Below are 24481 nucleotides of genomic sequence, written 5' to 3' on the forward strand. Positions count from 1 at the left end.
GCGGGCTAGAAGAGCAGGTAGCGGTAGGCGGGTGAGCCGGGTTTCAAGGTCTCGACGTGCAACTCCGTGGCGCGCATCCGTGCCAGCAGGCCGTCCAGGTCGGCGGAAGATCCCAATTGGATGCCGACCAGCGCCTCGCCGGTCTCCCGGTTGTTGCGCTTGACGTACTCAAACAAGGTGATGTCGTCGTTCGGCCCGAGCACCGTGTCGAGGAAGCGGCGCAGCGCGCCGGGCTCCTGCGGGAAGTCGACCAGGAAATAGTGCTTGAGGCCGAGGTGGACCAGCGAGCGCTCGAGCACTTCGCCGTAACGCGACACATCGTTGTTGCCGCCCGAAACCAGGCAGACCACCGTCGAACCGGGCTCGATGTCGGCGTCCAGCAATCCGGCGACCGACAGCGCGCCCGCGGGCTCGGCGATGATGCCCTCGTTCTGATAGAGGTCGAGCATCGCGGTGCACACCGCGCCCTCGTCCACCGCGGTGATCGACACCATGTCACCGGCGGCCGCAAGCGCGGCGTAGGTCAGGTCTCCGGCGCGCCGCACCGCGGCGCCGTCGACGAACTGGTCGACGTTGTCCAGCGTCACCGGCTCCCCCGCCGCCAGCGCGGCCATCATCGCCGCGGCGCCGGCCGGCTCGACGCCCAGCACCGACGTGTTATCGGTCCGCTCGGCCAGATACGTGGTGATGCCGGCAATGCAGCCACCACCGCCCACCGGCACGACCACCAGATCCGGCTCACCGTCGAGCTGGTCGAGCAATTCCGCCGCGATCGTGCCCTGGCCCGCGATGGTGCGCAGATCGTCATAGGGCGGTACCAGGATGGCGCCGGTGCTTTCCACGTCGGTCAGCGCCGCCTCGGCGGCGAGGTCGTAGGTGGCGCCACCCACGATCAGGTCGATGAAGTCGCCACCGTGGTAGCGGATCCGGTCGCGCTTCTGCATGGGCGTCTTGGCCGGCACATAGACGCGGCCGTGCACCTGCAACATCCGGCACGCGTAGGCGAAGCCCTGGGCGTGGTTACCCGCCGACGAGCACACCACGCCCGCGGCCAGCTCCGCCTCGGACAGCTGGACCAGCAGGTTGTAAGCGCCGCGCAGCTTGTAGGAGCGCACGATCTGCAGGTCCTCGCGCTTGAGGTAGACCTGCGCGCCGGTGATCGCCGACAATCGGTCGCTGAACTCCAGCGGGGTCGGCGTGACGACCGCGGCGATCCGCTTGGCCGCGCCGTCGATCTCAGCCGCGGACAACGGCGAGACGCTCGGGTGATGGCTCAATTCGGCGGACACTGGTCAATGGTGCCACGACAGACTGCCAACTCCGGAATTCAGTCGACCGGGGTCAGGACGAACACCGGGATCTGGCGGTCGGTCTTGGTCTGATATTCGGCGTATTCCGGCCACGCCTCGACGGCTCGCTCCCACCAGGTCGCCTTCTCATCGCCGAAGACCTCGCGGGCGTCGTAATCGCGGGTCACCGGGCCATCCTGCAGCTCGACGCGGGGGTTCTTCTTGATGTTGTGGTACCAGACCGGGTGCTTCGGCGCCCCACCAAGGGAGGCGACCACCGCGTACTGGCCGTCGTGCTCGACGCGCATCAGGGGCGTCTTGCGGAGTTTGCCGGTCTTGGCGCCGACGGTGGTCAGCAGAATGATCGGCTTGCCCTTCATGTCGGCGGCTTCGGTTCCCCCCGACTCGGCGTACTTGTCGGCTTGCTCGCGAGACCAATCCCATGGGCTCGGCAGGTACTCCCCTTGTAGCGGCATGCCGTCAACTCTAGGCGCGCGATTTTCGCGGTCGCGCCGCTTTGCCGCATTGGCTTGCCCGCCCCAGCGATCACCAGCCAGTTGTCGCGGCCGGCCTTCACGGCGCCGAGCCGGTGAGGTAGTGGGCGAGCACCGGGCGTAGCCATTCGGTCAGTGTCGCGTCATCCATCGCGACCAGCGCGGGCACGCCGACGACGTTGCGCGCCATGGCGATTCCCAACACCTGCGATCCCACCATCGCGGTCCGCTCGGCGGCCCGGTCGGGAGTGATGGTGGTCAGGGCCGGGGCCACCTTTTCGACGAACACTTCCAGTAGCGCGTCGGCGGCGGCCCGGTTGGTTGCCGCCGCGCGCAGCAGCGGCAGGAAAGATCCGGCCGGATCCCACACCCGGACGAGAAACGGCACCAGCACGTCGGCGATGCGCTCCGGGGCGAGACCGGTGAGGTCGGGAAAGGTGATATCGAGCCGCGAGACCGCGGCGAACAAGCCGGCCTTATTGCCGAAGTAGTGCATCACGAGCGCGGGATCGACGCCGGCCTCCGCCGCGATCGAACGGATGGTGGTCCGCTCGAAGCCGTGGGTGGAGAACAAGTTACGTGCCGCACTGAGGATCGTCGCGCGGGTGACTTTGCCGTCGCGGGGGGGCATCCCGAAATTCTAGTTCAACAACTGTTGACATTGCTACCAGCCGGGGCTTACGTTGATTTCAACAGTTGTTGAAATGGTGTCGTCGAGGAGGTCCGACATGACCGTGACCGTCATCCAGATCGGGCTCGACCCCGACCTGATCGACTACTCGTCACCGGAGTTCGCCCAGTTCGCGGGCCTGTCGAAGGACGTACTACGGGCCGCCAACGACGAGAACGTCGTGGGATTGCGCGCCGCGGGATACCGGGTCGACAACTGCCTGATCGACTTCGGCGCCGCCGGCGCCGAGAAGGCCGGCGAGTGGCTGCGCGCCAAGCGCTATGACGCGGTACTGATCGGGGCCGGAATTCGCCTGGTCGCCGGCAACACGCTGCTGTTCGAGTCGATCGTCAACATCGCGCACGCCACCCAGCCCGGCTGCCGTTTCGTCTTCAACCAGGCAGCGCAAGCCACGCCCGGCGACATCCGTCGCTGGTACCCCGACCCGCAGGGAGCGATCCGATGAGTACAACCGCTGTTCGCGATGTCGACGTCCTGGTGGTGGGAGCCGGCCCCACGGGCCTGACCGCCGCCGGGGACCTGGCCCGCGCCGGACGGTCGGTTACCGTCCTGGAGCGCTGGTCCGCCGAAAACCCGACCAGCCGCGCGTTCGCCGTCATGCCCCGCACGCTGGAGCTCCTCGACGCGCGGGACGCCGCCGACGAACTGCTGGCCCTCGGCTCGCGCGGACCGGACGTGACACTGTTCGCCAAGGCCCGCCTCGACCTGACCCGCCTCGATTCGGCCTACCCGTTCGTCTTGATCACCCCGCAGACCAACGTCGATACGGCACTGCACCGCTACGCGATGGCCGAAGGGGCCGACATCCGGCGCGGCGTCGAGGTGGTCGCGCTCGAGCAGGATGCCGCCGGCGTCACCGTCACCGCCCGGCCCAAGGATGACGACGATCCCGCACACCGGCAGGCGTGGCGAGCCCGGTACGTGATCGGCGCCGATGGCGCGCATAGCACGGTCCGAACGCTGCTGGGCGTCGAGTTTCCCGGCAAGACGGTGCTGACCTCGCTCATGCTGGCCGACGTCAAGCTGGCCCAGGGCCCGTCGGCCGGCGGGTTGGTGGTGGGCACCACCGGCGACGTGCTGGGGTTCTTGGCCCCGTATAACCGCCACGACGAGGACGGCTCGTGGTACCGGGCCCTGGTATGGGACCGCGGCCATCAGCTGCCCGACAGCGCGCCCGTCGACGACGACGAGATCATCGACGTGCTGGGTCGCGCCATGCGGACCGACTACGGTGTGATCGAGATCGGCTGGAAATCGCGATTCCATTGCGACGAAAGGCAAGTCGCGCAGTACCGGCACAGACGGGTGTTTTTGGCCGGCGACGCCGCGCACGTGCACTCCCCCATGGGCGGCCAGGGCATGAACACCGGGATCCAGGACGCCGCAAACCTCGCCTGGAAGCTCGACGCCGTGCTCGACGGCGCCGACGACGGACTGCTGGACACCTACCAGGACGAACGCCACCGATCGGCAAGCGGGTGCTGTTGCAGTCCGGGATGATCGCGCGTGGCGCGACGCTGCATCGGCGACCCGCGATCTGGTTACGTAATCTGCTGGCTCCCAACCTCCTTCGGATATCCGCGGTGCAGGACTTCGTCGCGGGCAGCTTCGCGGGCACGACGTTGCGTTACGGCCGGCGCGGCCTGGTCGGCACCCGCGCGGCCACGATTCCCCTCGTCGAGGGACGGCTGACGCACCTGCAGCGCGGCGGCGGCTACGTCTTCATCCGCGAATACGGCGCCGCCCCGGTCGAGACACCCGGAACGCTGCAGGCCGAGCGGGCCGACCGCGGGCCGGCGGTGCTGGTGCGCCCAGACGGGTACATCGCCTGGGCCGGCGCGTCGGCACAGGCGCCCGACGCGGTCACGAAGATCGCGGCGGGAACGGCAGTTGCCTTGCCCGCACGGTGATTTCGTCCTAGTCCGTGTTCTCGGGCGTGACGAACGACCGCAGCCGGCGGCGGGTTTGGTGATCGTGCGCGCCGGGCTCGCCGTCGCTGTGCCGGCCCCGCGTGTAATCGCCTTGCCACGGCACCTTCTCGTTCTCCGCGCCCCCCGCGGCTTGTTGCTCGCGGCCCAGCGCGCCGCGTGAACCGAGGAAGTGCTCGTGCTTGCGGTGCACCTCTTCGTCGGATTCGATGGGCCTGAGCTCGGGGGCGAACTCCTCCAACTCGCCCCGGCGTTGCGGCACGATCATGCAGATCGGTTCGTCGACCTCGAATCGCACCGGCATGAACTCACGGGTGAATTTCCAGTTCATGCTGAAACTCGAACTGGACCAGTCGGTTTCGACGATGCCTTCCAGAGCACAGATGGCATCCTTCGGATGGTTGGCCGGGCCGCGAACCAGCAGGTTGTAGCCCGGCGGGGTGCGGAACAGCATGGGCAGATGCCAGGTCAGGATGCCGTAGCCGAAGTGGCTCGAGGGCAGAAACTGACCGCTTTCACGGGTATCGGGCGCGATCATCAGGTTCGTGCGGTCGTTTCCGCCCATCCACGTAGCGGTGAACGCGCTGCGGTTGCGCACCTCCCAACCGCTCTGGTTGGCGATCAGCATCGGCAGACAACGATGCGGCCACCCTTGCCGTATCTCCGACATCCACGTCCGGCCTATCGGCGCGGGGCGAATCGGCGGCGCGATCTCGTGGGTGACGTATCCGATCAGTGGGCGGGACTGCCCACCGGATTGCTCGCTCATCGAATCCTCTCTTCACCGGCCCCTATCGAACACCGTCGACCATCACCGACGTCGCCTCTGCACTATCGCGACCACACGTTAACGGTCCGTGAACCCGGCCTCCGGCCGCGAACCGGCGATCAGCGCAGTCGGGCCAGCTCCGCAATGGCGTTCACCCGCCGGACAGCCACCGCGATCTCGTCGGCGAACTCACGTCGCCGCCGGGCGAGCTCCGGGTCCTCGAAGCCGTCCACCAGCTCGCGGTGCCGGGCCAGCCGCAGCGCGGTCTTGAACAGCTCCATCGACCGCGACTCGGCGCTGGCGATCTTGCGCTGCAGCTCCCACTGCTTGCCGACCTGCAGGCACTCGGCGAGAAAGGCGTCCTCGTCGAACGATTCGTCCTCGTACGCGGCCAGCCGGTTCGCAACGATGTGATAGGCGTCCAGGAAGGGGCGCAACACCAGATGCGCCAGCAGCAGATCGGCCCGTTCCAGCAGCCCGCGCACGAAGACGGGCCTGGCGGCTTTGCTGGTGTCCACGGGGTTCTCCGCCGGACCGATCAGTTGGACTTCGTCGGCGAGGTCCTTCTCGAATTGCGCGCGGGCGGAGAACAAGAACTCGAATTTCAGCAGTTCGCGCAGTTTCAGCGCCTCGTCGCGCACGGTCGCCGGCAGCACCGATCCGTCCGCGGACTGTTCGGCGTCCTCCGCCGCGGCCAGCAACGCCGTCTCGGCGATGGCGCGGTCGACCAGGATGTGGATCGCGGTGTTGCGGTAGAACGCCGCGACCAGGTGCTGGTCGGTGCCGATGCCCCACACCGCCTCGGTTCCGGCGTCGTAAACGCTCACCACCCCGGAGGCCACGAGCTGGTGCAGGGTCCAGCGGATGGTAGAGCGATTGGTCAGGTCGGCCGCCCCGGCCACCGCCCAGTTCCGCGCCGCGATGTAACTCGCCAGCGGTTGCACCGTGGCCAGCACCTCGCTGATGGACAGCGAGCGGTCCGCGCCCAGCAGTGCCAGGCTGACGACCGCGGTGGGGGTGACTGCCGTCGCGCGATTGATGCGGTGCTCGACGTCCAACGCGATGCGCTCGATCTCGGTCCCGACGCCCGAATCGTCGGACCGCAACTCCTCGAGGCGCTTACGCAACGGCAGCGGCTCGCCGAAGTCCAGGTACGCCCGCCCCAGCCGGGTGCCCTGCTGGCGGGCGAGCCGGATCAGGAAGCGAAAGTCCTCAGGCCGTTTGACGGCACCGTAGGCCTCGGTGGTCATGGCTTCCACCTCGTGTAGCTGGTCGTACACGATCGAAGTGGGCACCAAATAGACTTCAGGGCCGTCGATTTCGTCGACAGCGTCGGCGAGGTACCGCAGGATGCCGAACACCGGGGGCCGCAGTTTGCCGGTCCTGGTCCGGCCCCCTTCGATGGACCAGGTCAGGTTGGCGTGGTTTTGCACCAGCTGGGCGGCGTAGGCGCGCAGCACGAAGCGGTAGACCGGGATGTCCTTGGTCTGTCGCCGAATGAAGATGGTTCCGGTGCGCTTGGCCCAGGCCCCCATCGGGAAGAAGTTCAGGTTGGCGCCGCCGAAGGTGAGCGCGGGTGAGAGCCGGCTGGCCTGGATCACCTCGGGCAGCAACAGGCCATCCAGGTAGGAGCGATGCGAAAAGGCAAACGCCAGTGTGGCTTTGCGATCCAGCTTGCGCAGCTGGGTGATCTGGTCCTCGTCGGTCAGCACGTCGTAGGCGCGCATCAACCAGCGACTGAAGCCGCGCCAGGCCGCCATGGCCGACTCGTCGAGCGAGGGCGCCATCTCGCGCAGGTAGCAGGCGGCCTCGGCGCGCACGCTGTCCGGCTCGCGCCCGAGCTCGTTGGCCAGCTTGCCCAGCCGGTCGTCATACCAGGGGGCGCCCAGCAATTCGACGACCTCGGCCGGGTCGGTCGACAGCGGTGACGTCGATTCCTCCACGATACCGGTGCGCTGCAACAGCTTTCGCATTCCTACCCGGCCGATTTCCCGGGCGGTCCCCGCCGGTCCCGCGCTCATGCCGGCTGCACCGTGGCGGCTTCGGCAGGCTCGTGCACGTCCGGCTGCGGTTCGGGTGTGTAGAGCTGCTCGATCTCGTCGGCGTATTTCGCCATGATCGGCTTGCGCTTGAGCTTCATTGTTTGCGTGATCTCGTCACCGCCGGGCTCCCACAAGGTGGGCAGGATGCGGAACCGCTTGATCTGTTCCACCCGGGAGAGTTTGTTGTTGCCCGCGGCCACCCCCGCGGCGATCTGGGCGACGACCTCGGGGTCGGACGCCAAGGCGGCGGGCGAGGCGTCGGCCAATCCGCGCTGTGCCGCATACGGGCCGACCGAGTCGGCATCGAAGACCATCAACGCGGTGTTGTACGGCCGCCCCTCACCGATGGTGATCACCACTCCGACCATGGGGCACGCGGCCAGGATGGCGTTCTCAATGTTGGCCGGGGACATGTTCTTTCCGGCCGCGTTGATGATCAGCTCTTTCTTTCGGTCGACGATTCGCAGGTAACCGTCGGCGTCGACGTCGATGATGTCGCCCGTGTGCAGCCAGCCGTCGGGATCGATCGCCTCGGCGGTCTTCTCCGGTTCCTTGCGATAACCCTTCATCACCAGCGGACCGCGGACCAGATATTCGCCGTCCTCGGCGACCTTGCCCTCGAGGCCGGGAAGCAGCTTGCCGACGGTGCCCAGCCGGGTCTCGTCCGGATGTGCCACGCTGGCAGCGCAACTCAGCTCCGACATGCCCCACACCTCGCAGATGGGGATCCCGATCCCCGCGAAGAACGCCAGTGTCTCCTTGGGGATCGGCGCGGCACCGGACACGGCCCAGCGCAGCTCGGCAAACCCGAGCCGCTCGCGCAGCTTGGACAGCACCAGCTCGTCGGCCTTGGCCCACTCAGCCGTCACCTCAGCGAGCTCCGGCTCGCCGGACACCAGGGCGGCGGCCCGCTTGGCGGCCACCGCCAAGCCCCACTGCAGCGCCTGGCGCCTCGCTTCGTCGGTTTCGCTGGCGACGACGAATTCGATTGCGGCCTTGAGCTTCTCCCACACTCGGGGCACCGCCGCCCAAACTGTGGGCCGCACGTCTGGTAGCGCCGTCGCAATGGCGCGGGCGTCGGCCACGGGGGTCACCTGAGTGCCGAAGACCTCCAGGGGATACAGGGCCATCATCCGGTCGGCGATGTGCGCCGACGGCAAGTACGACGTGGTCCGATCGCCGAACCGGCTGCCGAGCACGGCGTCGAGTCCCCGCGCCTCGAAGAGCAGACTCGCGTGCGTCATCTCCACGCCCTTGGGATTTCCGGTGGTCCCGGAGGTGTAGATGAGGGTGATGACGTCCTCGGGTCGCACCGCTCGCCACGTCGCCTCGAAGTCGAAGTCGGATTGCGCGGCGGCGTACAGGTCGTCCACCGAGATGGTGCCGGGCGGCGAACCGTCGATGCAGACGATGTGCTCGATGGGCACGCCGCTGGCGCGGATGCGGTCCACGTACTGCTCCTCGCAGATCACGACCGTGGTGCCGGCGTTGTCGAACAGGTAGGTCAGCTGCTCGGCGGGCAACGTGTTGTACACCGAAAACGATGTGGCCCCAAGGTGTTGGGCGCCGATCTCGAATGGATAGAACTCGATCCGATTGGCCATCATCAGCGACACCGTGTCACCGCGCCGGACCCCCAGGCCCGCCAGGCCGGCGGCCACCTTGCGCACCTGCGCCGCAAGCTCCCGCCATGTCAATACCTGGGTGCCGCCGGGCGTCCGGAGCGCGACGGCCTCCGGGTCGATCGATGCGGTGCGCTGGAAAGCCTCGCAAAAGGTGGCCGGGTCCTGCGTCGTCGTCATGTCCGTCCTCCTCGGCGCCACATCAGCACTGCCTTGGTGAGCCTACGTCCGAGCACGGGGGCAGGGAGCATATCGGGTCATGACGCGGGACGCCAGAGCTGCACCGTGCTCGTCACTCCTCCGGGCAGTTCGACCAGCTCTATCGGCGTGCCATCGGGATCGTAGATGAAGAACATCCGCACTCCGCCGATGTCGACAGGCGGGTCGGCCCGGACGCCGGGATGGTCGCGCGTCACCGTCTCGTGGGCGGCGTCGAGGTCGTCGACGCGAAACGACATGTTGGTGTAGCCCAGGTGCGGGCCGCTCGGGCACTCGGGCACGGCGCCCAAGGACAGTAGCTCCACCATCGCCGCGCCGATCAGCCCGCCGACCATGCGGCCCCGCTGGGCGGCTCCCCCGGTGACCGCATCCAGTCCGGCGCCTTCGAGTTCGACGTCGAACACCACGTCCATGCCCAGCACCGCGGTATAGAAGGCCAGCGACGCCTCAATGTCGGAGACGCCGATGCAGATGTGGGAGAAGTTCTGCACCGCGACGGGGTGCTGTCGTGTCATGAGCGCTCCTTGCCGGGTGGATGAATGCCACAGGTACAGGCGTCAATTGAGGGACACGTGCAGCGCATCCCCCACTCGATGACGGCCCGGGCGCGGGCGAGCGAGTCCATCTGCGCGTCGATCTCGGCCAGTTTGGCTTCGGCCAGCGCGCGGCTGGCCGGCCGCCCGGGAGCATCGTCGGCGAACAACAGCTGGATCTCTTCCAACGAGAACCCGGCGGTCTTGCAGAGCGCGATCACCTCGAGGCGGGCCAGAATGGAGTCGTCATAGCGGCGCTGACCGCCCCGGCGCGCCGGCTCCGGCACCAGGCCGATCTGCTCGTAGTAGCGCAGCGCAGTCGCGGCCACCCCGGTCTGGCGCGCCACGTCCCCGATGGTCAGGCTCGGCGCCACCGCAGCCTCCTGAGGATTCAATGCTTGACTTCGAGTCAACTCTAAGTCCTTGACTGTGGTTATGACCATCCCCCGATACGCCGAACTGAGCGGTTCTCGCTACGCCCTGCTGCGATCGTTTCGCCGCGACGGCACGCCCGTCGACACCCCGATCTGGTTCGCGATCGACGACGGCGGCTTGTTGTTCCGGACCAAGGTGGGCCCCAAGACCAGGCGATTGGCTGCGCGCCGTGATGTCGAACTCGTCGCCTGCGACTACCGGGGCCAGGTTCGCCCCGGCGCGGCGACGCTCGCGGGTCGCGCCACGGTGCTGTCCGGTGCCGAGGCCACCCGCGCCAACCGCGTGCTGCACCGGCGCTACGGCTGGCAGTGGAATATCGTCCCGCTGATCAAGGTTCCCGGCGTGACCAACGTGCACCGAGATCTCTGTGCGCGTGAGAAGTTGCGGCGCGCCCGCGACCGCGGGGTGTGGCCGGACAGCGTCATCGTGCGGGTGGAGCTGTAGGGCCTCCGCCCGATCGAGTGTGCGGCTAGCTTCACGTTCGAGCGCGAGGGTGCGGCTAGGTTCACACTCGCGGAGAATTGGCGATCCGCCTAGCCGCCCAGGCAGCCAGGCCCGAGCAGCGCCTTGAGATCTCCCATCAGCGCCGGCGACGGCGTAACGCGAAGGGAGGCATCCAGTTCCAGCGTGGTGATCCGGTCCCCGCTGATCAGCCGCAGATGCACCTGCGACGTGCCGGGGTGCCGGGCCAGCACTTGCTTGAGCGCGGTGACCTTGTCGATGGTGCACTGCCGCGTCGGCAGGCTGACCGCCAGCGGCCGGTTCGGCTGCGCATTGGAAAAGTCGGGCACCACAAGTTCATTGGCGATCAGTGCAACGCGGTCGTCGCGCAGCGACACCTTCGCCTTGATCAGCACCACGGCGTCATCGGCGATGTCGGCACCGTGCACCGAGTACGCCTGCGGGAAGAACATCACCTCGATGCCACCGGTGAGGTCTTCCAATTGGGCTGATGCCCAGGGCATTCCGTTCTTGTTGACCCGCCGGTTGACCGACGCGAGGATGCCGCCCACCCGCACCTGGGCGTCGTTGGGGACCTCACCGTCGAGGATGGCCGGAATCTGGGTGTCGACCTGGGCGCTCAGCAGGTGCGCCACCTGATTGAGCGGGTGACCGGACACGTACAGGCCCAGCATTTCTCGCTCCAGGGCTAGCTTGTGCTTGTCCTCCCACTCGTCGTCGGGCACCTTGATGTTGAACACCGACTCGGTGCACCCGTCGTCGCCGCCGAACAGGTCGAACTGGCCCATCGCCTCGGCCTTCTTGGTGCCCAGCACCGAGTCGACGGCGTCGGTGTGCACCAGGAACAGGCCCTTGCGGGCGTGGCCCAGCGAGTCGAAGGCGCCCGCCTTGATCAACGATTCGGTGACCTTCTTGTTGCAGGCCGCGACATCGATCTTGTTCAGGTAGTCCGAGAAGTCGGTGAACTTTCCTTTTCCGTTGCGGGTGCCGATCAGCGAGCCGACCACGTTGGCGCCGACGTTGCGCACCGCGCCCAGCCCGAACCGGATGTCCCGTCCGACCGAGGCGAAGTTCACCAGCGACTCGTTGACGTCCGGCGGTAGCACCGTGATGCCGAGCTTGCGGCAATCGGCCAGGTAGACCGCGGCCTTGTCCTTGTCGTCGCCCACCGACGTCAGCAGGCCGGCCATGTACTCGGCCGGATAGTTGGCCTTCAGGTAGGCGGTCCAATAGGAGACCAGACCGTAGCCCGCCGCGTGCGACTTGTTGAACGCATAGCCGGCGAACGGAAGGATGGTGTCCCACAACGCTTTCACCGCTTTTTCCGAGAAGCCGTTGGCGGTCATGCCCTCATAGAAGCCCTTGTACTCGGCCTCGAGCACCTCGAGCTTCTTCTTACCCATCGCCTTGCGCAGCGCGTCGGCCTTACCCATCGTGTAGGAGGCGACCTTCTGGGCGATCAACATGATCTGCTCTTGGTAGACGATCAGGCCGTGCGTCTCGGCCAGGATCTCGCGCAGCGGCTCCTCGAGCTCCGGGTGGATCGGCTTGACCGCCTGACGACCGTTCTTGCGGTCGGCATAGTCGTTGTGGGCGTTCATGCCCATCGGCCCGGGCCGGTACAGGGCCAACACCGCGACGATGTCGTTGAACTCGGTGGGCTGCATGCGGCGCAACAGGTCTCGCATCGGCCCGCCGTCGAGCTGGAACACACCCAGAGTGTCGCCGCGGCCGAGCAGCTCGTAGGTGGACCGGTCGTCCAGCGGCACCGATTCCAGGTCGAGGTCGATTCCCCTGTTGCTCTTGATGTTCTCCAGCGCGTCGCCGATGATCGTCAGGTTCCGCAGACCCAGGAAGTCCATCTTCAGCAGGCCGATCGCCTCACACGAGGGGTAGTCCCAGCCGGTGATGATGGCCCCGTCCTGGGGCCTCTTCCACAGCGGGATGGCCTCGGTCAGCGGCTCGCTGCTCATGATGACCGCACACGCGTGCACACCGGCGTTGCGGATCAAGCCTTCCAGGCCGCGCGCGGTCTGGTAGATGGTTCGCACGTCCGGATCGGTCTCGATCAGACCGCGCACCTCGGCGGCCTCCTTGAACCGCTCATGGCCCGGGTCGGTGATGCCCGACAGCGAAATGTCTTTGGCCATGATCGGCGGCGGCAGCGCCTTGGTGATCCGGTCGGCGATCGCGAACCCGGGCTGGCCGTAGTGGATACGCGCCGAATCCTTAAGCGCTGCTTTGGTTTTGATGGTGCCGAAGGTGATCACCTGGGCGACGCGGTCGGAGCCCCACTTCTCGGCGGCGTAGCGCACCATCTCGCCGCGACGACGGTCGTCGAAGTCGATATCGATGTCCGGTGCCGACGGACGCTCCGGGTTGAGGAAGCGCTCGAACAACAGCCCGTGCGGGATCGGGTCGATGTTGGTGATACCCAACGCGTACGCCACCAGCGAGCCCGCCGCCGAGCCACGCCCCGGCCCCACCCGGATGTCGACCGACCGTGCGTAGTTGATCAGGTCCGCGACGATCAGGAAGTAGGACGGGAAGCCCTTGTCGCAGATGACCTTGATCTCGTACTCGGCGCGGTCGACGTAGTCCTGCCTGACACCGGACGGGCAGCGGCGCTGCAGCCCGGCCATCACCTCGTGGTGCAGCCAGGTGGCCTGGTCGTGCCCCTCGGGGACCGGGAAGATCGGCATCCGGTCGCGCGGCGACCACACCTCGTCGTAGGACTGCACCCGCTCGGCGATCAGCAGGGTCGAGTCGCAGGCACCGGGAACCACCCCGTCCCAGATCTGTCGCATTTCGGCGGCCGACTTCAGGTAGTAGCCGTCGCCGTCGAACTTGAACCGGTTGGGGTCCGATAGCGTCTTGCCGGTCTGCACGCACAGCAGCGCCTCGTGGTTGTGGGCGGCGTCGCGGGTGACGTAGTGGCAGTCGTTGGTGGCCAGCGGCGGGATGCCCAGTTTGCGGCCGATCTCCAGCAAACCGTCCCGGACCCGTTGCTCGATGGACAGCCCGTGGTCCATCAGCTCCAAGAAGTAGTTGTCGGCGCCGAAGATCTCGCGCCACTTGGCGGCCGACTCCAGCGCCTCGCGCTCATGCCCCAGCCGCAGTCGGGTCTGCACCTCACCCGACGGGCAACCGGTGGTGGCGATGATCCCGTCGGCGTGTTCGGCGATGATCTCGGCATCCATCCGCGACCACTTGCCGAGCTGACCCTCGAATGACGCCAGCGACGACAGCTTGAACAGGTTGCGCAGGCCGGTGGCGTTCTCGGCCACCATCGTCATGTGCGTGTAGGAACCACTACCCGATACGTCGTCGGACTTCTGGCCCGGGTCACCCCACAGGATCCGCCGGGTGTCGAAGCGCGAGGCCGGCGCGATGTAGGCCTCGACGCCGATGATCGGTTTGATCCCGGCCTTGGTCGCCGCGTTGTAGAACTCGCTGGCGCCGAACATGTTTCCGTGGTCGGTCATCCCGACCGCGGGCATCTGCAGCCGGTCCACCTCGGCCAGCATCGGCGCGATCTTCGCGGCACCGTCCAACATCGAATACTCGGTGTGGTTATGCAAGTGCACGAAGGACGAGTGGTTCATAGGGACGCCAGTCTATGACCGCGGACCGACACGAGTTCGGCGTGTCGCGGCGTGTGTCTGTGTTTATTGGTGGCGCCCGCCGCGCTCGGCTTCGCCGCGCTTGCGATCGCCACGACGTCCTATCCGTACAACTCGACGAAGTTCTGCAGGGACTTCTGGACGTCGCCTTTGACGGCGCGTGCCGCCGCCGAGCCCACCGGCCCGAACAGCGCACGTCCGCCCAGTTCGAGGCGCAGACCCAGCATCGATCCCTCGTCGGTGGGCCGCACCGTCAGCGTGACGGCGTATTTCGCCCCACCTTTGCCGGATCCCGACATCGCCACCTCGTGCGGCGGGTCCCATGTGGTCACCGTCCAGGTCACCCGGTTGCGCAGGCCTTTAGCCCGTGCCACGCCGACGATCTGGGTGCCCTCCGCGATCTCGTCGGGCAGTTCGCCGCGCCATCCCTCGTGCAGGATCAGCCACTCGCCCAAATCTGACAGGTCGGAGACGCGGTCCCACATGTCCTGCGGGGTCATCGGGACGTCGGCGGTCAGGTCCACAGCAGCCACCGCCTGAGCGTAGCGCTTCGTCACATCCGCCACTGCGGCCTCACCGCCGACGCATGTGGTCAGTTGCCCGCGTTTGAGCGACAACGCGAGAGGGACGGGCGGGAAAGCCGGCCATGGCCACCCACGCCAGCCCAGTTGTCGCTTCAAGGCGGGCAATTCACCACACACGCCGCTCTAAGACGGCTGCGACGGGTGTGCTCCGGCGCGCACGCATCGCTGTGTTGCTCGAATCGGGCAACCGCGCAACATCACTGTTCGGGGCTGAGGGCCCGAGGCCGAACGTCGCCTACTTCCTCGTTGATGCCGATGCGCTCGTGCAGCTTGACCAACGGTTTAGGCGCCCACCAGTTGGCGCGGCCCATCAAGCGCATGAACGCCGGAAGCAGCAGCATCCGAACGAGCGTCGCATCGACCACCACCGCCAGAGTGAGTCCCAGGCCGAACATCCTCATGAACGACACCCGCGCGGCTATCAACGCGGCGAACGAGATCGCCATCAAGAGCGCCGCTGCTGTCACGACCCGACCGGAGCGAGCCACGCCTTGCGCGACGGCCTCGTCGTTATCCTCCGGCGTTCTGTCCGACGCCAACCAGTGCTCGCGGATCCGGGACACCAAAAAGACCTCGTAATCCATGGAAAGACCAAACGCGATGCAGAACAGCAGCACCGGCATGTGGACCATCAGGGTGCCGTTGGCGGTGGTGCCCAGGCCATGCAGATGGCCTTCCTGGAAGATCCATACCAGCGCGCCGAATGCAGCGGTCAGCGATAAGACGTTGAGCACCAAAGCTTTCAGCGGCATCACCACACTGCCGGTCAACAAGAACAACAGCGCGAAGGTGATCACTGCGATGACCGACAAGACAAGTGGCAGCCGCGACGTCACGGCCCCCGCGCTGTCGCGGTTAATCCCCGCTCTGCCGGTGAATTTCACGTCTCGGCCGCCAGGTCCGGCGATGGCTCGCAGACGATCCAGTTGTCTTTCGGATGCGACGGAGTACAACGCGGCCGCACTGCGCACGGTGAGGAAGGCACTGCCGTCTTTCGCGCCGGTGGGTGCGGACGGCGGCCCGATCGGCCCGCCGTTCTGGAAGGTCCCACCAGGCGCTGACACCGACACGACGTCGGATACCTGCGAGAGTTGGACGGCATAGCGCTCGATTTCGCCGGGCGCCAATCCGGTCGCATCAGGGATCACGACGGTCACGTCCCTACCAGTGTCGACCATGAAATCTGAGCGCATGTCGTCGCCGACCTGACGCGCCGATGCCGATCTCGGCAGCACTCGTTCGTCGGAGAAGCCCCAATTCGCCCCCAGAAAGGGCGCCCCCAGCACCAACAAGAACGTGATGACGGCTACGCCGATCGAAATAGGCCGTCGCATCACGGCTTTCGTCGAGCGGTACAAGAAGGTCTCGTGGATCGGGCCTGACACCGGCTCTGGACGCCCGGTCACTCGGCGAATCAGCCGCCGCACGTTGAACGAGTCCAACCGGTCGCCGAGCAGCACGATCAGGGCAGGAGTGATCACCACCGCAGCGACGGCCGCCAAAGCGACCACCGCGACGCCCGCGTAGGCGAACGACTTCAGGAAGTACATCGGGAACAGCACCATCGTGACCATGGACAGTGCGACGGTCGTCGCCGAGAACAGCACGGTTCGCCCGGCCGTGCACATGGTGCGAACCAGTGCATCGTCGCGCTGCATGCCGGCGGCGAGCTCGTCGCGGTATCGGCTGACGATCAACAGGGTGTAGTCGATCGCCAACGCCAAACCCATGGCCACCGTCAGGTTGAGCGCGAATATCGAGACGTCGGCGAAGAGTGTGATCGCTCGCAGCGTCGCCAAGGTGGAAACGATGGCGAAGCCGCCGACCGCCATCGGAATCGCCGCGGCGAGCATTCCGCCGAACACCCAGACCAAGACAACGAAGCTCAATGGAAACGCGATGGATTCCATGACCAACAGGTCCTTTTCGCTTTGCTTGTTGATCTGTGCGTACGTCAGGGCCTCGCCCCCCGCCTGCACCGTGACGCCGTCACGATCGTGCGCGAGTTTCTTCGCCAATGCCGCGGCGTTCTTCTGGGCGCCGGTTTCGCCACCGCGAACGCCGGCGACGATCAGTCCGGTCTTACCGTCTTTGCTGATCAGGCCGGCCGCGGCCGGGGGCGGAAGGGTCCAGGCCGAGCTGACTTGGGCAACATCCGGCGACGATTCAAGCTGCGCGACGATGTCGGTTGCCACGTTTCGGGCGAAGTCGCTTTGGGCGCCCGCCGCGGTGGTCACCTCGAAAACCATCTGTTGGTCGCCGAGGTCAAACTTCTCCGCGAGCACCCGCTGAGCTTGTGACGACTGCGATGACGGATCCTGATAGCCCCCCGCCGACAGCACTTCGAGGGCGGCGAACCCGAAAATTCCGGCTGCGACCATGACCAGGAAAGCCGCGGCCACGATTCTGCGCGGCGCGATTATCGCGAGTCGAGCGGCTCCCCGTAGCACCGTCAGTTCTTGGGGCCGCCGCGGAATCGATTGCCGATCCGGATGCCGGGCAGCAGCAGGCTGCGCGGCGCGAAGCGGCCGCCGGTGCTGACCACCTTGGGTACCACGCCGGGCACCACCGTGCGCCGGCCGGACAGCATGCCGCCGATCGCCGCCTCGGCCACGTCGCGCGGCGAGACCTGCGCGATGGGAATGCTGAACCGCTCGGCGTTGGCGATCTCGGCCCACTCCGTTGGCACCGGTCCAGGGCACAGGCAGGTGACCGACACCCCCGTGCCGTGCAACTCCTCGTGCACCGCTTCGGAGAACGTCTGCACGAAAGCCTTGGTGGCCGAATACACCGCCATGAAGGGAACCGGCTGAAACCCCGCGATCGACGCGATGTTCATCACCGCGCCGGCACCGCGCTCGACCATGCCGGGCAACGTCGCGTGGGTCAGCTCCATCAATGCCAGCGCGTTGAGGGTGACCTCTTCACTCTCGCGGTCCAGCGGCAGCTCGTGAAACACGCCGCTGGTCCCGAAACCGGCGCTGTTGCACAGGCCGGCGATCGACTCGCTGCGCAGCCGATCAGCCAGTTGGGCGCGGGCCTTGCTGTCGCCGAGATCCAGCGGCAGCACCTCGACGGCGACCGAGTACTCCCGGCCCACCTCGTTGGCCAACTCGTCGAGGCGCTCGCGACGACGCGCGACCAGCAACAGCGGGAAGCCGCGACGGGCCAGCCCGCGAGCCAGTTCGGCCCCGATGCCGGACGAGGCGCCGGTGATGACAACGGTGGTCTGGATGTCAGGTTTTGGCAGGCTCATGGTGTCACCAATGTATCCCTCGGGTCGCCCGCACGAAGTTCTCGCTGCGTTTATCGAATTCTGTTGTGTCGGTTGAAGTTTCACCGCCCTTTGCGGCGCTGGAGTCGCCGAACATGGCGAACGCCCGGTTGCGTACCCGATCCATCACCGCCGGGTTGACCGCATCGGCGACGGCGGCGAACTGTCCGAACGGGGAGCTGGCGCGGCGGGGGCGGTGCACGATCGCGTCCGCGATCACGCCGGCCGCCTGGTCCGGCGTCAGTGCCGGGAACTTGTCGTAGAGCGTGGTCGGGCTGATCATCGGGGTGCGGACCAGCGCCATGTGCACCGTGGTGAACCGCACGTTGTCGTTCACGGTCTCGGCCTGCAGCGAGTCACACAGGCTGTCCAGCGCGGCCTTGCTGGCGATGTAGGCCCCGAACCGCGGCGCGCGGGTCTGCACGCCCACCGAGGAGACGTTGACGATGTGGCCGAAGCCGCGTTCCCGCATCCCGGGGATGAATTTGAGGATGAGCTGGACCGCGCCCAGATAGTTGAGCTGCATGGTGCGCTGGTAGTCGTGGATCCGGTCGTAGGACAGCTCCAGCGAGCGCCGGATCGACCTCCCGGCGTTGTTGATCAGGATGTCGACGCCGCCGAGGTCGCTGAGCACCTGATCGGCCATCGCGGCGATCGCGTCCATGTCGGACAGGTCGCAGGGGTACACGTTGGCGGTGCCGCCGTCGCCGCGGATCTCGTCGGCGACCTTCTCGAGGTTTTCTCGGGTGCGAGCCACCAACGCCACCGCGCCGCCGGCCTCCGCGATCTTCTTCGCCGCGGCCTCACCGATGCCCGAGGATCCGCCGGTAATCAGGATGGTCTTGCCCTTGACGGCCTCCGCGAGCGTGCGGCCCTGCACCGCGTCGAGCAGATTCCTCAGATAGAACGGCCGATACCGTCCGGCCGAGTTCGGGGTGTTGACGATCTGAGACACCGCAGCCAGTGGCTTTTCCACCAGGTTCCCGATCGAGTTCTCCACCAAGTTCGTTAAGTCACCAAGATTCATCGGCTTTCGCTCCTGATGATCAGAGCCCCCCGAACCCAACTGGCCTGCCCGTAGACCATGACACTGGGCCGGGCGAGTGATGTGACGTGCATCATTAAGCCAACCTAGGGCATCAGCGGCTCACCTCGATGCAAATTGCCGTCATGTGACAGGACGCCCGCTCTCACAGCTCGCCGAGAACAATTGCCACCTGTGGGCAATCTGCTTGTTACACAGGGCAATTCGAGTGTGATCGCGCACTTACTGACGAGCAACGTCGAGATGTTCCAATCGTGCTCATGAAAATTCTGGCTCGCTTCCGCAAGTCGGCACCGGCTCCCATCTATGACCGGATCGGTGGACACGAGGCGATCGAAGTCGTGGTCGAGGACTTCTACGTCCGGGTGCTTGCCGACGAACAGCTGTCCGGCTTCTTCACCGGCACGAATATGAACCGCCTCAAGGGCAAACAGGTCGAGTTCTTCGCCGCCGCCCTGGGCGGCCCGGAGCCCTACACGGGCGCCCCGATGAAGCAGGTGCACCAAGGCCGCGGCATCACCATGCACCACTTCAGTTTGGTGGCCGGGCATTTGGCCGACGCGCTGGCCGCCGCCGGGGTGCCGTCCGAGACGGTGTCCGAGATACTCGGCGCGATCGCACCGTTGGCCCCCGAGATCGCGACCGCCGACGCCGGCAAGGTCAAGGTCTAAACGGGTCCGCCCGGATCGCCATCGCACCGGCGTCGGCGCGCCGGCGACGGCCATGGCGGCAATCGCGGCCTACGGGCGTGCAACAGTGCCTAGCATGCCTGACATGCGGCGCACATTCGACGACCTGATCGCCGAGGCGCAGGCCGCCCCGGTCGATGGCTGGGAGTTTTCCTGGCTGGACGGGCGGGCCACCGAGGAACGCCCGTCGTGGGGTTACCAGCGCCTGCTCAAGAGCCGGTTGGCGACGGTGTCGGCCGCGCTGGACATCCACACCGGCGGTGGGGAGGTGTTGTCCGGCGCGGCGCCGTTCCCGCCCACCATGGCGGCGGTCGAGACGTGGCCGCCGAACGCCGCGCTGGCCACCCAGCGCCTGCATCCGCTCGGCGTGGTGGTCGTCGCAACGCGCGACGAACCGCCGCTGCCGTTCGCCGATGCCGCCTTCGACCTGGTGACCACGCGCCATCCGATCTCCGTCTGGTGGACCGAGATCCTGCGGGTGCTCCGGCCGGGCGGCACGTACTTCGCACAGCACATCGGACCGGCCACCATGGGCGAGCTGGTCGAGTACTTCATCGGACCACAGCCACAGAAATGGGCCGAGTTTCATCCGGATGCCGTGCGCGCACAGGCCGAGGCGGCCGGCCTGCAGATCGTGGATCTGCGGATGGAGCGGATGCGGGCCGAGTTCTTCGACGTCGGCGCCGTCGTGTACTTCCTGCGCAAGGTGATCTGGACGGTGCCCGATTTCACCGTGCAGCGCTACCGCGAGCGGCTGGCCGAACTGCACGAGCGCATCGAATCCGGCGGTCCGTTCGTCGCCCACTCCGTGCGGCTGCTCGTCGAGGCCCGCAAGCCCGGGTGAGTCAGCCCTCCTCGCGCAACACGTCCAGCGCGTGTTGCAGGTCGGGCGGGTAGGGGCTGACGATCTCGATCCGCCTGCCGTCGGCCGGATGGGCGAATGACAGCGAGCGGGCATGCAGCCATTGGCGTTCCAGCCCAAGCCTTTTCGCGAGCTTGGGATCGGCGCCGTAGACGAGGTCACCGCAGCACGGGTGGTGCAGTGCGGAGAAGTGCACCCGGATTTGGTGGGTGCGACCGGTTTCCAGGTGCACGTCGAGCAGACTGGCGGCGACGAACGCCTCCACGGTGTCGTAGTGGGTGAGGCTGTGCCGGCCGTCCTTGGTGACCGCGAACTTCCACTGGCCGTCGCGGTGACGTCCGATCGGGGCGTCGATGGTCCCGCTGGACGGATCCGGATGTCCTTGCACCAGCGCGTGATAGCGCTTGTCGACGGTGCGTTGTTTGAACGCCCGCTTGAGCACGGTGTAAGCCCGTTCGGACAGCGCCACCACCATCACCCCGGACGTGCCGACGTCGAGCCGATGCACAATCCCCTGCCGCTCGGGCACCCCCGAGGTGGTGATCCGGTAACCGGCGGCGGCCAGGCCACCGAGCACCGTGGGCCCGGTCCACCCCACCGAGGCGTGCGCGGCGACCGCCGCCGGCTTGTCCACCGCGACGAGGTCGTCGTCGGAGTACAGGATCGTCATGCCCTCGATGTCAACGGGCGTGTTCTGCAGCGGCGCGGGCGGCTCGGGCAGGCGCACCTGCAGCCAGGCGCCGCCGGTCAGCCGGTCGGACTTGCCGGCCTGCACGCCGTCGAGTTCCACGCCGCCGTCTTCTGCCAAGGCGGCCGCCGCGCTCCGCGACAACCCCAACAGCCGCGCCAGCCCGGCGTCCACGCGCATGCCCGCCAACCCCTCCGGGACGGGCATCGAGCGGTCACTCACCCGCGCGGTCTCCGCCGTCGCCCTTGCGCCGGCCAACGGAGTCGAAGTCGAACCCGAAGATCGAGAGCACCACCAGCAGGATGGCGCCGCCGACCACCGAGGGGTCGGCGACGTTGAACACCGGCCACCAGCCGACCGACAGGAAATCCACGACATGCCCGCGTAGCGGTCCGGGGGCGCGGAAGAAGCGATCGACCAGATTGCCCATCGCGCCGCCGAGGATCATGCCCAGGCCCACCGCCCACCAGGGCGACACCAGCCGCCGCCCCATCCAGAAGATGCCGACCACCACACCGGTCGCGATCAGCGTGAGCACCCAGGTGTAGCCGGTAGCCATCGAGAAGGCCGCGCCCGAATTGCGCACCAGGGTCCAGGTCACCGTGTCGCCGATGATCGGCACCGGCTGGCCGGGCGGCAGCAGTTTGACGGCGAGGACCTTGGTGACGACGTCGAGGATCAGGACTATCGCCGCGATCGACAGCAGCAGCCGCAACCGCCGTGGCGCACGTTCGGGTGCCGCGTCGGTTTCCGGCACCGCGTCCCGCTCGACCGGGGCGGCCGCACCAGCCTCTTGGGCTGAGGTCACCGGCTCAGTCGACTTCGTTGGTTCTTCAGGCACTTCCCCATCATCCCCTACTGCCCACGCAGGCTAGCCATGTTCGCGCAGCGCCGATGCGCAATGATGCCAGCATGGCCCGCCTCACCGTGATCGCCACCGGAGGCACGATATCGACCGGCACCGGCCCCGACGGCGTGCACCGGCCGTCCTACAGCGGGGCGGATCTGACGGCGTCCTTCCGTGACCAGCACGAGGTGGACGTCGTTGACCTGCTGGCGGTCGACAGTTCGGAGCTGACGCTGGCCGACTGGGACCGCATCGGCGATGCGGTGAGGGCCGCGGTCGACGGCGGCGCCGACGGTGTGGTGGTGCTTCATGGCACCGACACCATGGAGGAGAGCGTCCTGTGGCTCGATCTCACCTATGCGGGCCGGGCCCCGGTCGTGCTGACCGGCGCGATGCGCAGCGCCGACTCCCCCGACGCGGACGGTCCGGCGAATGTGCGCGACGCCATGGCGGTGGCGGCCAGTCCCGCCGCCAGGGACCTGGGCGTGGTGCTGTGCTTCGCCGGACGGGTGCTGCAACCGCTGGGCATGAGCAAGGTGGCCACCGAGGACCTGAGTGGCTTCACCGGTCAGCTGCTCGGCACCGTGGCCGACGGCGTGGCGCTGACCAGCCCGAAGACACGCCCGTACGTCGGCGACCTGCGGGCCGCCGCCGCGCCGCGCGTCGACATCGTCGCGGCGTACCTGGGCAGCGACACGGTGGCCCTCGATGCGTGCGTGGCCGCCGGGGCGCGGGGCGTGGTGCTCGAGGCGTTGGGCTCGGGAAACGCCGGGCCCGCCGTGGTCGACGGGGTGCGCCGGCACTGCGGCGACGGCATCGTCGTCGCGGTGTCCACCCGCGTCCCCGGCGGGCGGGTCGGCGCCAGCTACGGCCCCGGGCACGACATGGCCGCCGCCGGGGCGGTGATGGTGCCGCGGCTGCGACCGGCTCAGGCGCGCGTCTTGCTGATCGCCGCGCTGGCCGCGGAGCTACCGGTCGCCGACGTCGTCGCCCGGTGGGGCTGACAGCGCCTCGGCCTGCAGCCCGCCGGTGTAATCGGGCCAATCCAGTGAATCCACCGGGTTGGCGCGCACCAGGTCGCCGCCGTCGGCGGGAAACGTCCGGGCCGGGCCGGGACCGGAGCTGCGGGTCTCGAACCGCGCGGTGACCACACCGTGGCCCGCTCCCTGGACCCAGCCGTGCCCGAGCTCGCGGTGGGCCACGTCGTCGCCGATCCGCCAGCCGGCGTCCTCTCCGGCCTGGGCGCCGGGTCCAAACATTGCCTCGGTCGCGGTTTCGACCGACGATGAATCCGGTTGCGGCTCCGGCAGTTCCAGGTCCGGAAACAGCGATTCCTGACGCACGTCGCTCAGCCCCGAAAAGCCCACGCCGAGAAGGCGAATGGGCCCGATCTCGCGTGGATCCAGCAGCAGCCGGCGGGCCATGCCCGCCAGCGTGGCGACCTCGGTGGTGGCATAGGGCAGCGTCGCGGACCGGGTCAGCGTGCTCATGTCGGATTTCTTCAGCTTGACGGTGACGGTGCGCGCGCCGCGGCCGTCGCGCATCAACCGGTGATGGGCGTGCTCGGCGATCGGCTCGATGGCCTCACGCAACTGCTCCAGACTGGTCAGGTCTACGGCGAAGGTCGATTCCGAGCTGATCTGTTTGGCCTCGGCACGCTCGGCAACCGGGCGGTCGTCGATACCGCGGGCCAGCCGGTGCAGCGCCGGCCCGATCGTGGCGCCCAGAATGTTGGCCGCCTCGGGCTCGGTCAGCGCGGCCAGCTCGCCGATGGTCTCGATGCCGAGACGATGCAGCCTCTCCTCGGCGACCGGGCCGATCCCCCACAACCGGCGCACCGGCAACCCGCCCAGCAGCGGTCGTTCTTCGTCACGGCGCACCACCCGGATCCCATCCGGCTTGGCCAGTCCGGAGGCGATCTTGGCGATCTGCTTGCCCGAACCGGCGCCCACCGAGGCGATCAGGCCGGTGTCGTCGCGGACCCGTCGCCGCAGGCCTTCGCAGAACGCCGCCACGTCCTCGACGGGGGCACCGGCGAGTTGGGCGGGCTCGGCGAAACCCTCGTCGAAGGACAACTGCTCGACGACGGGCACCACGGCGCGAATGGTGTCGAAAACGCGCCGGCTGGCCAGCCCGTACACCACGCCACGCGGCGGCAGCACCACCGCGCTGACACCGACGAGCCGTCTTGCCTGATGCATGGGCATGGCAGAGCGAGCCCCGAACACGCGCGCCTCGTAGCTGGCCCCGGCCACCACCCCGCGCCCGCCCACACCGCCGACGAGCACCGGGCGCCCGCGCAACGTCGGGCGGGTGAGTTGCTCGACGGAGGCGAAGAACGCATCCATGTCCAGGTGCAGCACCCACCGCGACTCCACAGGCTCG

Annotated in this window: 23 protein-coding genes; 7 read left to right on the forward strand and 16 right to left on the reverse strand. The window is 67.6% G+C overall.

Annotated elements, in window-relative coordinates; all coding sequences use genetic code 11:
- Positions 1-5 precede the first annotated feature (5 nt).
- From ilvA to A5686_RS09050, 3 genes are all read right to left on the reverse strand, one after another.
- Positions 6-1289 carry a threonine ammonia-lyase gene (gene ilvA, locus A5686_RS09040; protein WP_067933255.1) on the reverse strand — a complete coding sequence of 428 codons (1284 nt, stop codon included), beginning with the start codon at positions 1287-1289 and terminating at the stop codon, positions 6-8.
- A 38-nt stretch (positions 1290-1327) separates the two neighbouring features.
- Positions 1328-1765 (reverse strand): nitroreductase family deazaflavin-dependent oxidoreductase, encoded by a 438-nt coding sequence (locus A5686_RS09045; RefSeq protein WP_067933257.1) that lies wholly within the window; start codon positions 1763-1765, stop codon positions 1328-1330.
- A gap of 97 nt (positions 1766-1862) precedes the next feature.
- Positions 1863-2414 (reverse strand): TetR/AcrR family transcriptional regulator, encoded by a 552-nt coding sequence (locus A5686_RS09050; RefSeq protein WP_067933259.1) that lies wholly within the window; start codon positions 2412-2414, stop codon positions 1863-1865.
- Between the two features lie 97 nt (positions 2415-2511).
- Here A5686_RS09050 and A5686_RS09055 point away from each other — a divergent pair, with 97 nt between their 5' ends.
- From A5686_RS09055 to A5686_RS27895, 3 genes are read left to right on the forward strand one after another with little or no spacing between them, the layout of a single operon-like run.
- Positions 2512-2919: a hypothetical protein gene (locus A5686_RS09055; protein ID WP_067933261.1), complete on the forward strand. Its 408-nt coding sequence runs from the start codon at positions 2512-2514 to the stop codon at positions 2917-2919.
- Positions 2916-3974, forward strand: coding sequence for an FAD-dependent oxidoreductase (locus A5686_RS09060; protein ID WP_231986327.1), 1059 nt, complete (start codon positions 2916-2918; stop codon positions 3972-3974). Before A5686_RS09055 ends, A5686_RS09060 begins: the two co-directional genes overlap by 4 nt.
- Complete coding sequence (locus A5686_RS27895) at positions 3971-4384, forward strand: hypothetical protein (protein ID WP_231986328.1); 414 nt, start codon at positions 3971-3973, stop codon at positions 4382-4384. The genes A5686_RS09060 and A5686_RS27895 overlap by 4 nt, the downstream gene beginning before the upstream one ends.
- Positions 4385-4391: 7 nt before the next feature.
- Here A5686_RS27895 and A5686_RS09065 read toward each other — a convergent pair whose 3' ends face one another.
- From A5686_RS09065 to A5686_RS09085, 5 genes are all read right to left on the reverse strand, one after another.
- A complete protein-coding gene (locus A5686_RS09065) occupies positions 4392-5171 on the reverse strand; it encodes a DUF6065 family protein (RefSeq protein WP_067933263.1) in 780 nt (259 codons plus the stop codon).
- A gap of 119 nt (positions 5172-5290) precedes the next feature.
- Positions 5291-7192, reverse strand: a complete 1902-nt coding sequence (locus A5686_RS09070) for a lysophospholipid acyltransferase (RefSeq protein ID WP_067933265.1) — start codon at positions 7190-7192, stop codon at positions 5291-5293.
- Positions 7189-9015, reverse strand: a complete 1827-nt coding sequence (gene fadD11 / locus A5686_RS09075) for a fatty acid--CoA ligase FadD11 (RefSeq protein ID WP_067933267.1) — start codon at positions 9013-9015, stop codon at positions 7189-7191. The genes A5686_RS09070 and fadD11 overlap by 4 nt, the downstream gene beginning before the upstream one ends.
- A gap of 77 nt (positions 9016-9092) precedes the next feature.
- Positions 9093-9569: a VOC family protein gene (locus A5686_RS09080; RefSeq protein ID WP_067933268.1), complete on the reverse strand. Its 477-nt coding sequence runs from the start codon at positions 9567-9569 to the stop codon at positions 9093-9095.
- Complete coding sequence (locus A5686_RS09085) at positions 9566-9961, reverse strand: helix-turn-helix domain-containing protein (RefSeq protein WP_067933270.1); 396 nt, start codon at positions 9959-9961, stop codon at positions 9566-9568. Before A5686_RS09085 ends, A5686_RS09080 begins: the two co-directional genes overlap by 4 nt.
- Positions 9962-10022: 61 nt before the next feature.
- Between A5686_RS09085 and A5686_RS09090 the strand changes: the two genes are divergently transcribed.
- The gene (locus tag A5686_RS09090; RefSeq protein ID WP_067933272.1) at positions 10023-10466 is read left to right on the forward strand and encodes a PPOX class F420-dependent oxidoreductase; all 444 of its coding nucleotides are present in this window, start codon (positions 10023-10025) and stop codon (positions 10464-10466) included.
- A gap of 89 nt (positions 10467-10555) precedes the next feature.
- On the opposite strand, the gene dnaE is transcribed toward A5686_RS09090, so the two are convergent.
- From dnaE to A5686_RS09115, 5 genes are all read right to left on the reverse strand, one after another.
- Positions 10556-14089: a DNA polymerase III subunit alpha gene (gene dnaE, locus A5686_RS09095; protein ID WP_067933274.1), complete on the reverse strand. Its 3534-nt coding sequence runs from the start codon at positions 14087-14089 to the stop codon at positions 10556-10558.
- 119 nt (positions 14090-14208) lie between these two features.
- A complete protein-coding gene (locus A5686_RS09100) occupies positions 14209-14640 on the reverse strand; it encodes an SRPBCC family protein (protein ID WP_067933407.1) in 432 nt (143 codons plus the stop codon).
- 248 nt (positions 14641-14888) lie between these two features.
- Positions 14889-17141 (reverse strand): MMPL family transporter, encoded by a 2253-nt coding sequence (locus A5686_RS09105; protein ID WP_067933276.1) that lies wholly within the window; start codon positions 17139-17141, stop codon positions 14889-14891.
- A 2-nt stretch (positions 17142-17143) separates the two neighbouring features.
- On the reverse strand, positions 17144-17947 hold the full coding sequence (locus A5686_RS09110; protein WP_067933278.1) for an SDR family oxidoreductase: 804 nt from the start codon (positions 17945-17947) through the stop codon (positions 17144-17146).
- Between the two features lie 4 nt (positions 17948-17951).
- Positions 17952-18992: an SDR family NAD(P)-dependent oxidoreductase gene (locus tag A5686_RS09115; RefSeq protein WP_067933279.1), complete on the reverse strand. Its 1041-nt coding sequence runs from the start codon at positions 18990-18992 to the stop codon at positions 17952-17954.
- Positions 18993-19270: 278 nt separating this feature from the next.
- Between A5686_RS09115 and A5686_RS09120 the strand changes: the two genes are divergently transcribed.
- Both A5686_RS09120 and A5686_RS09125 read left to right on the forward strand, forming a co-directional pair.
- Entirely contained in the window at positions 19271-19681 is a 411-nt protein-coding gene (locus A5686_RS09120; protein WP_067933280.1) for a group 1 truncated hemoglobin, read from the forward strand.
- A 103-nt stretch (positions 19682-19784) separates the two neighbouring features.
- Positions 19785-20543, forward strand: coding sequence for a class I SAM-dependent methyltransferase (locus A5686_RS09125; protein ID WP_067933413.1), 759 nt, complete (start codon positions 19785-19787; stop codon positions 20541-20543).
- A 1-nt stretch (position 20544) separates the two neighbouring features.
- On the opposite strand, the gene A5686_RS09130 is transcribed toward A5686_RS09125, so the two are convergent.
- Together A5686_RS09130 and lspA are read right to left on the reverse strand one after the other, a co-directional pair.
- Entirely contained in the window at positions 20545-21471 is a 927-nt protein-coding gene (locus tag A5686_RS09130) for an RluA family pseudouridine synthase (RefSeq protein WP_067933409.1), read from the reverse strand.
- Complete coding sequence (gene lspA, locus A5686_RS09135; protein ID WP_082947545.1) at positions 21464-22090, reverse strand: signal peptidase II; 627 nt, start codon at positions 22088-22090, stop codon at positions 21464-21466. The genes A5686_RS09130 and lspA overlap by 8 nt, the downstream gene beginning before the upstream one ends.
- A 53-nt stretch (positions 22091-22143) precedes the next feature.
- Between lspA and A5686_RS09140 the strand changes: the two genes are divergently transcribed.
- Positions 22144-23100: an asparaginase gene (locus tag A5686_RS09140; protein WP_067933281.1), complete on the forward strand. Its 957-nt coding sequence runs from the start codon at positions 22144-22146 to the stop codon at positions 23098-23100.
- On the opposite strand, the gene A5686_RS09145 is transcribed toward A5686_RS09140, so the two are convergent.
- Positions 23065-24459: a DNA polymerase IV gene (locus tag A5686_RS09145; RefSeq protein ID WP_197520530.1), complete on the reverse strand. Its 1395-nt coding sequence runs from the start codon at positions 24457-24459 to the stop codon at positions 23065-23067. The genes A5686_RS09140 and A5686_RS09145 overlap by 36 nt on opposite strands.
- Positions 24460-24481: the final 22 nt, after the last annotated feature.

The sequence above is a fragment of the Mycobacterium sp. E2479 genome, assembly GCF_001667925.1.
Classification (GTDB): domain Bacteria; phylum Actinomycetota; class Actinomycetes; order Mycobacteriales; family Mycobacteriaceae; genus Mycobacterium.

Excerpts from the sequence above, each read along its gene's own strand:
- A5686_RS09070 (WP_067933265.1), bottom strand. The coding sequence starts at position 7,192 with ATGAGCGCGGGACCGGCGGGGACCGCCCGGGAAATCGGCCGGGTAGGA.
- A5686_RS09120 (WP_067933280.1), top strand. The coding sequence starts at position 19,271 with ATGAAAATTCTGGCTCGCTTCCGCAAGTCGGCACCGGCTCCCATCTAT.
- A5686_RS27895 (WP_231986328.1), top strand. The coding sequence starts at position 3,971 with ATGATCGCGCGTGGCGCGACGCTGCATCGGCGACCCGCGATCTGGTTA.
- A5686_RS09060 (WP_231986327.1), top strand. The coding sequence starts at position 2,916 with ATGAGTACAACCGCTGTTCGCGATGTCGACGTCCTGGTGGTGGGAGCC.
- A5686_RS09080 (WP_067933268.1), bottom strand. The coding sequence starts at position 9,569 with ATGACACGACAGCACCCCGTCGCGGTGCAGAACTTCTCCCACATCTGC.
- fadD11 (WP_067933267.1), bottom strand. The coding sequence starts at position 9,015 with ATGACGACGACGCAGGACCCGGCCACCTTTTGCGAGGCTTTCCAGCGC.
- A5686_RS09115 (WP_067933279.1), bottom strand. The coding sequence starts at position 18,992 with ATGAATCTTGGTGACTTAACGAACTTGGTGGAGAACTCGATCGGGAAC.
- A5686_RS09045 (WP_067933257.1), bottom strand. The coding sequence starts at position 1,765 with ATGCCGCTACAAGGGGAGTACCTGCCGAGCCCATGGGATTGGTCTCGC.
- A5686_RS09055 (WP_067933261.1), top strand. The coding sequence starts at position 2,512 with ATGACCGTGACCGTCATCCAGATCGGGCTCGACCCCGACCTGATCGAC.
- dnaE (WP_067933274.1), bottom strand. The coding sequence starts at position 14,089 with ATGAACCACTCGTCCTTCGTGCACTTGCATAACCACACCGAGTATTCG.
- A5686_RS09050 (WP_067933259.1), bottom strand. The coding sequence starts at position 2,414 with ATGCCCCCCCGCGACGGCAAAGTCACCCGCGCGACGATCCTCAGTGCG.
- A5686_RS09065 (WP_067933263.1), bottom strand. The coding sequence starts at position 5,171 with ATGAGCGAGCAATCCGGTGGGCAGTCCCGCCCACTGATCGGATACGTC.
- A5686_RS09140 (WP_067933281.1), top strand. The coding sequence starts at position 22,144 with ATGCGCAATGATGCCAGCATGGCCCGCCTCACCGTGATCGCCACCGGA.
- A5686_RS09125 (WP_067933413.1), top strand. The coding sequence starts at position 19,785 with ATGCGGCGCACATTCGACGACCTGATCGCCGAGGCGCAGGCCGCCCCG.
- A5686_RS09090 (WP_067933272.1), top strand. The coding sequence starts at position 10,023 with ATGACCATCCCCCGATACGCCGAACTGAGCGGTTCTCGCTACGCCCTG.
- A5686_RS09110 (WP_067933278.1), bottom strand. The coding sequence starts at position 17,947 with ATGAGCCTGCCAAAACCTGACATCCAGACCACCGTTGTCATCACCGGC.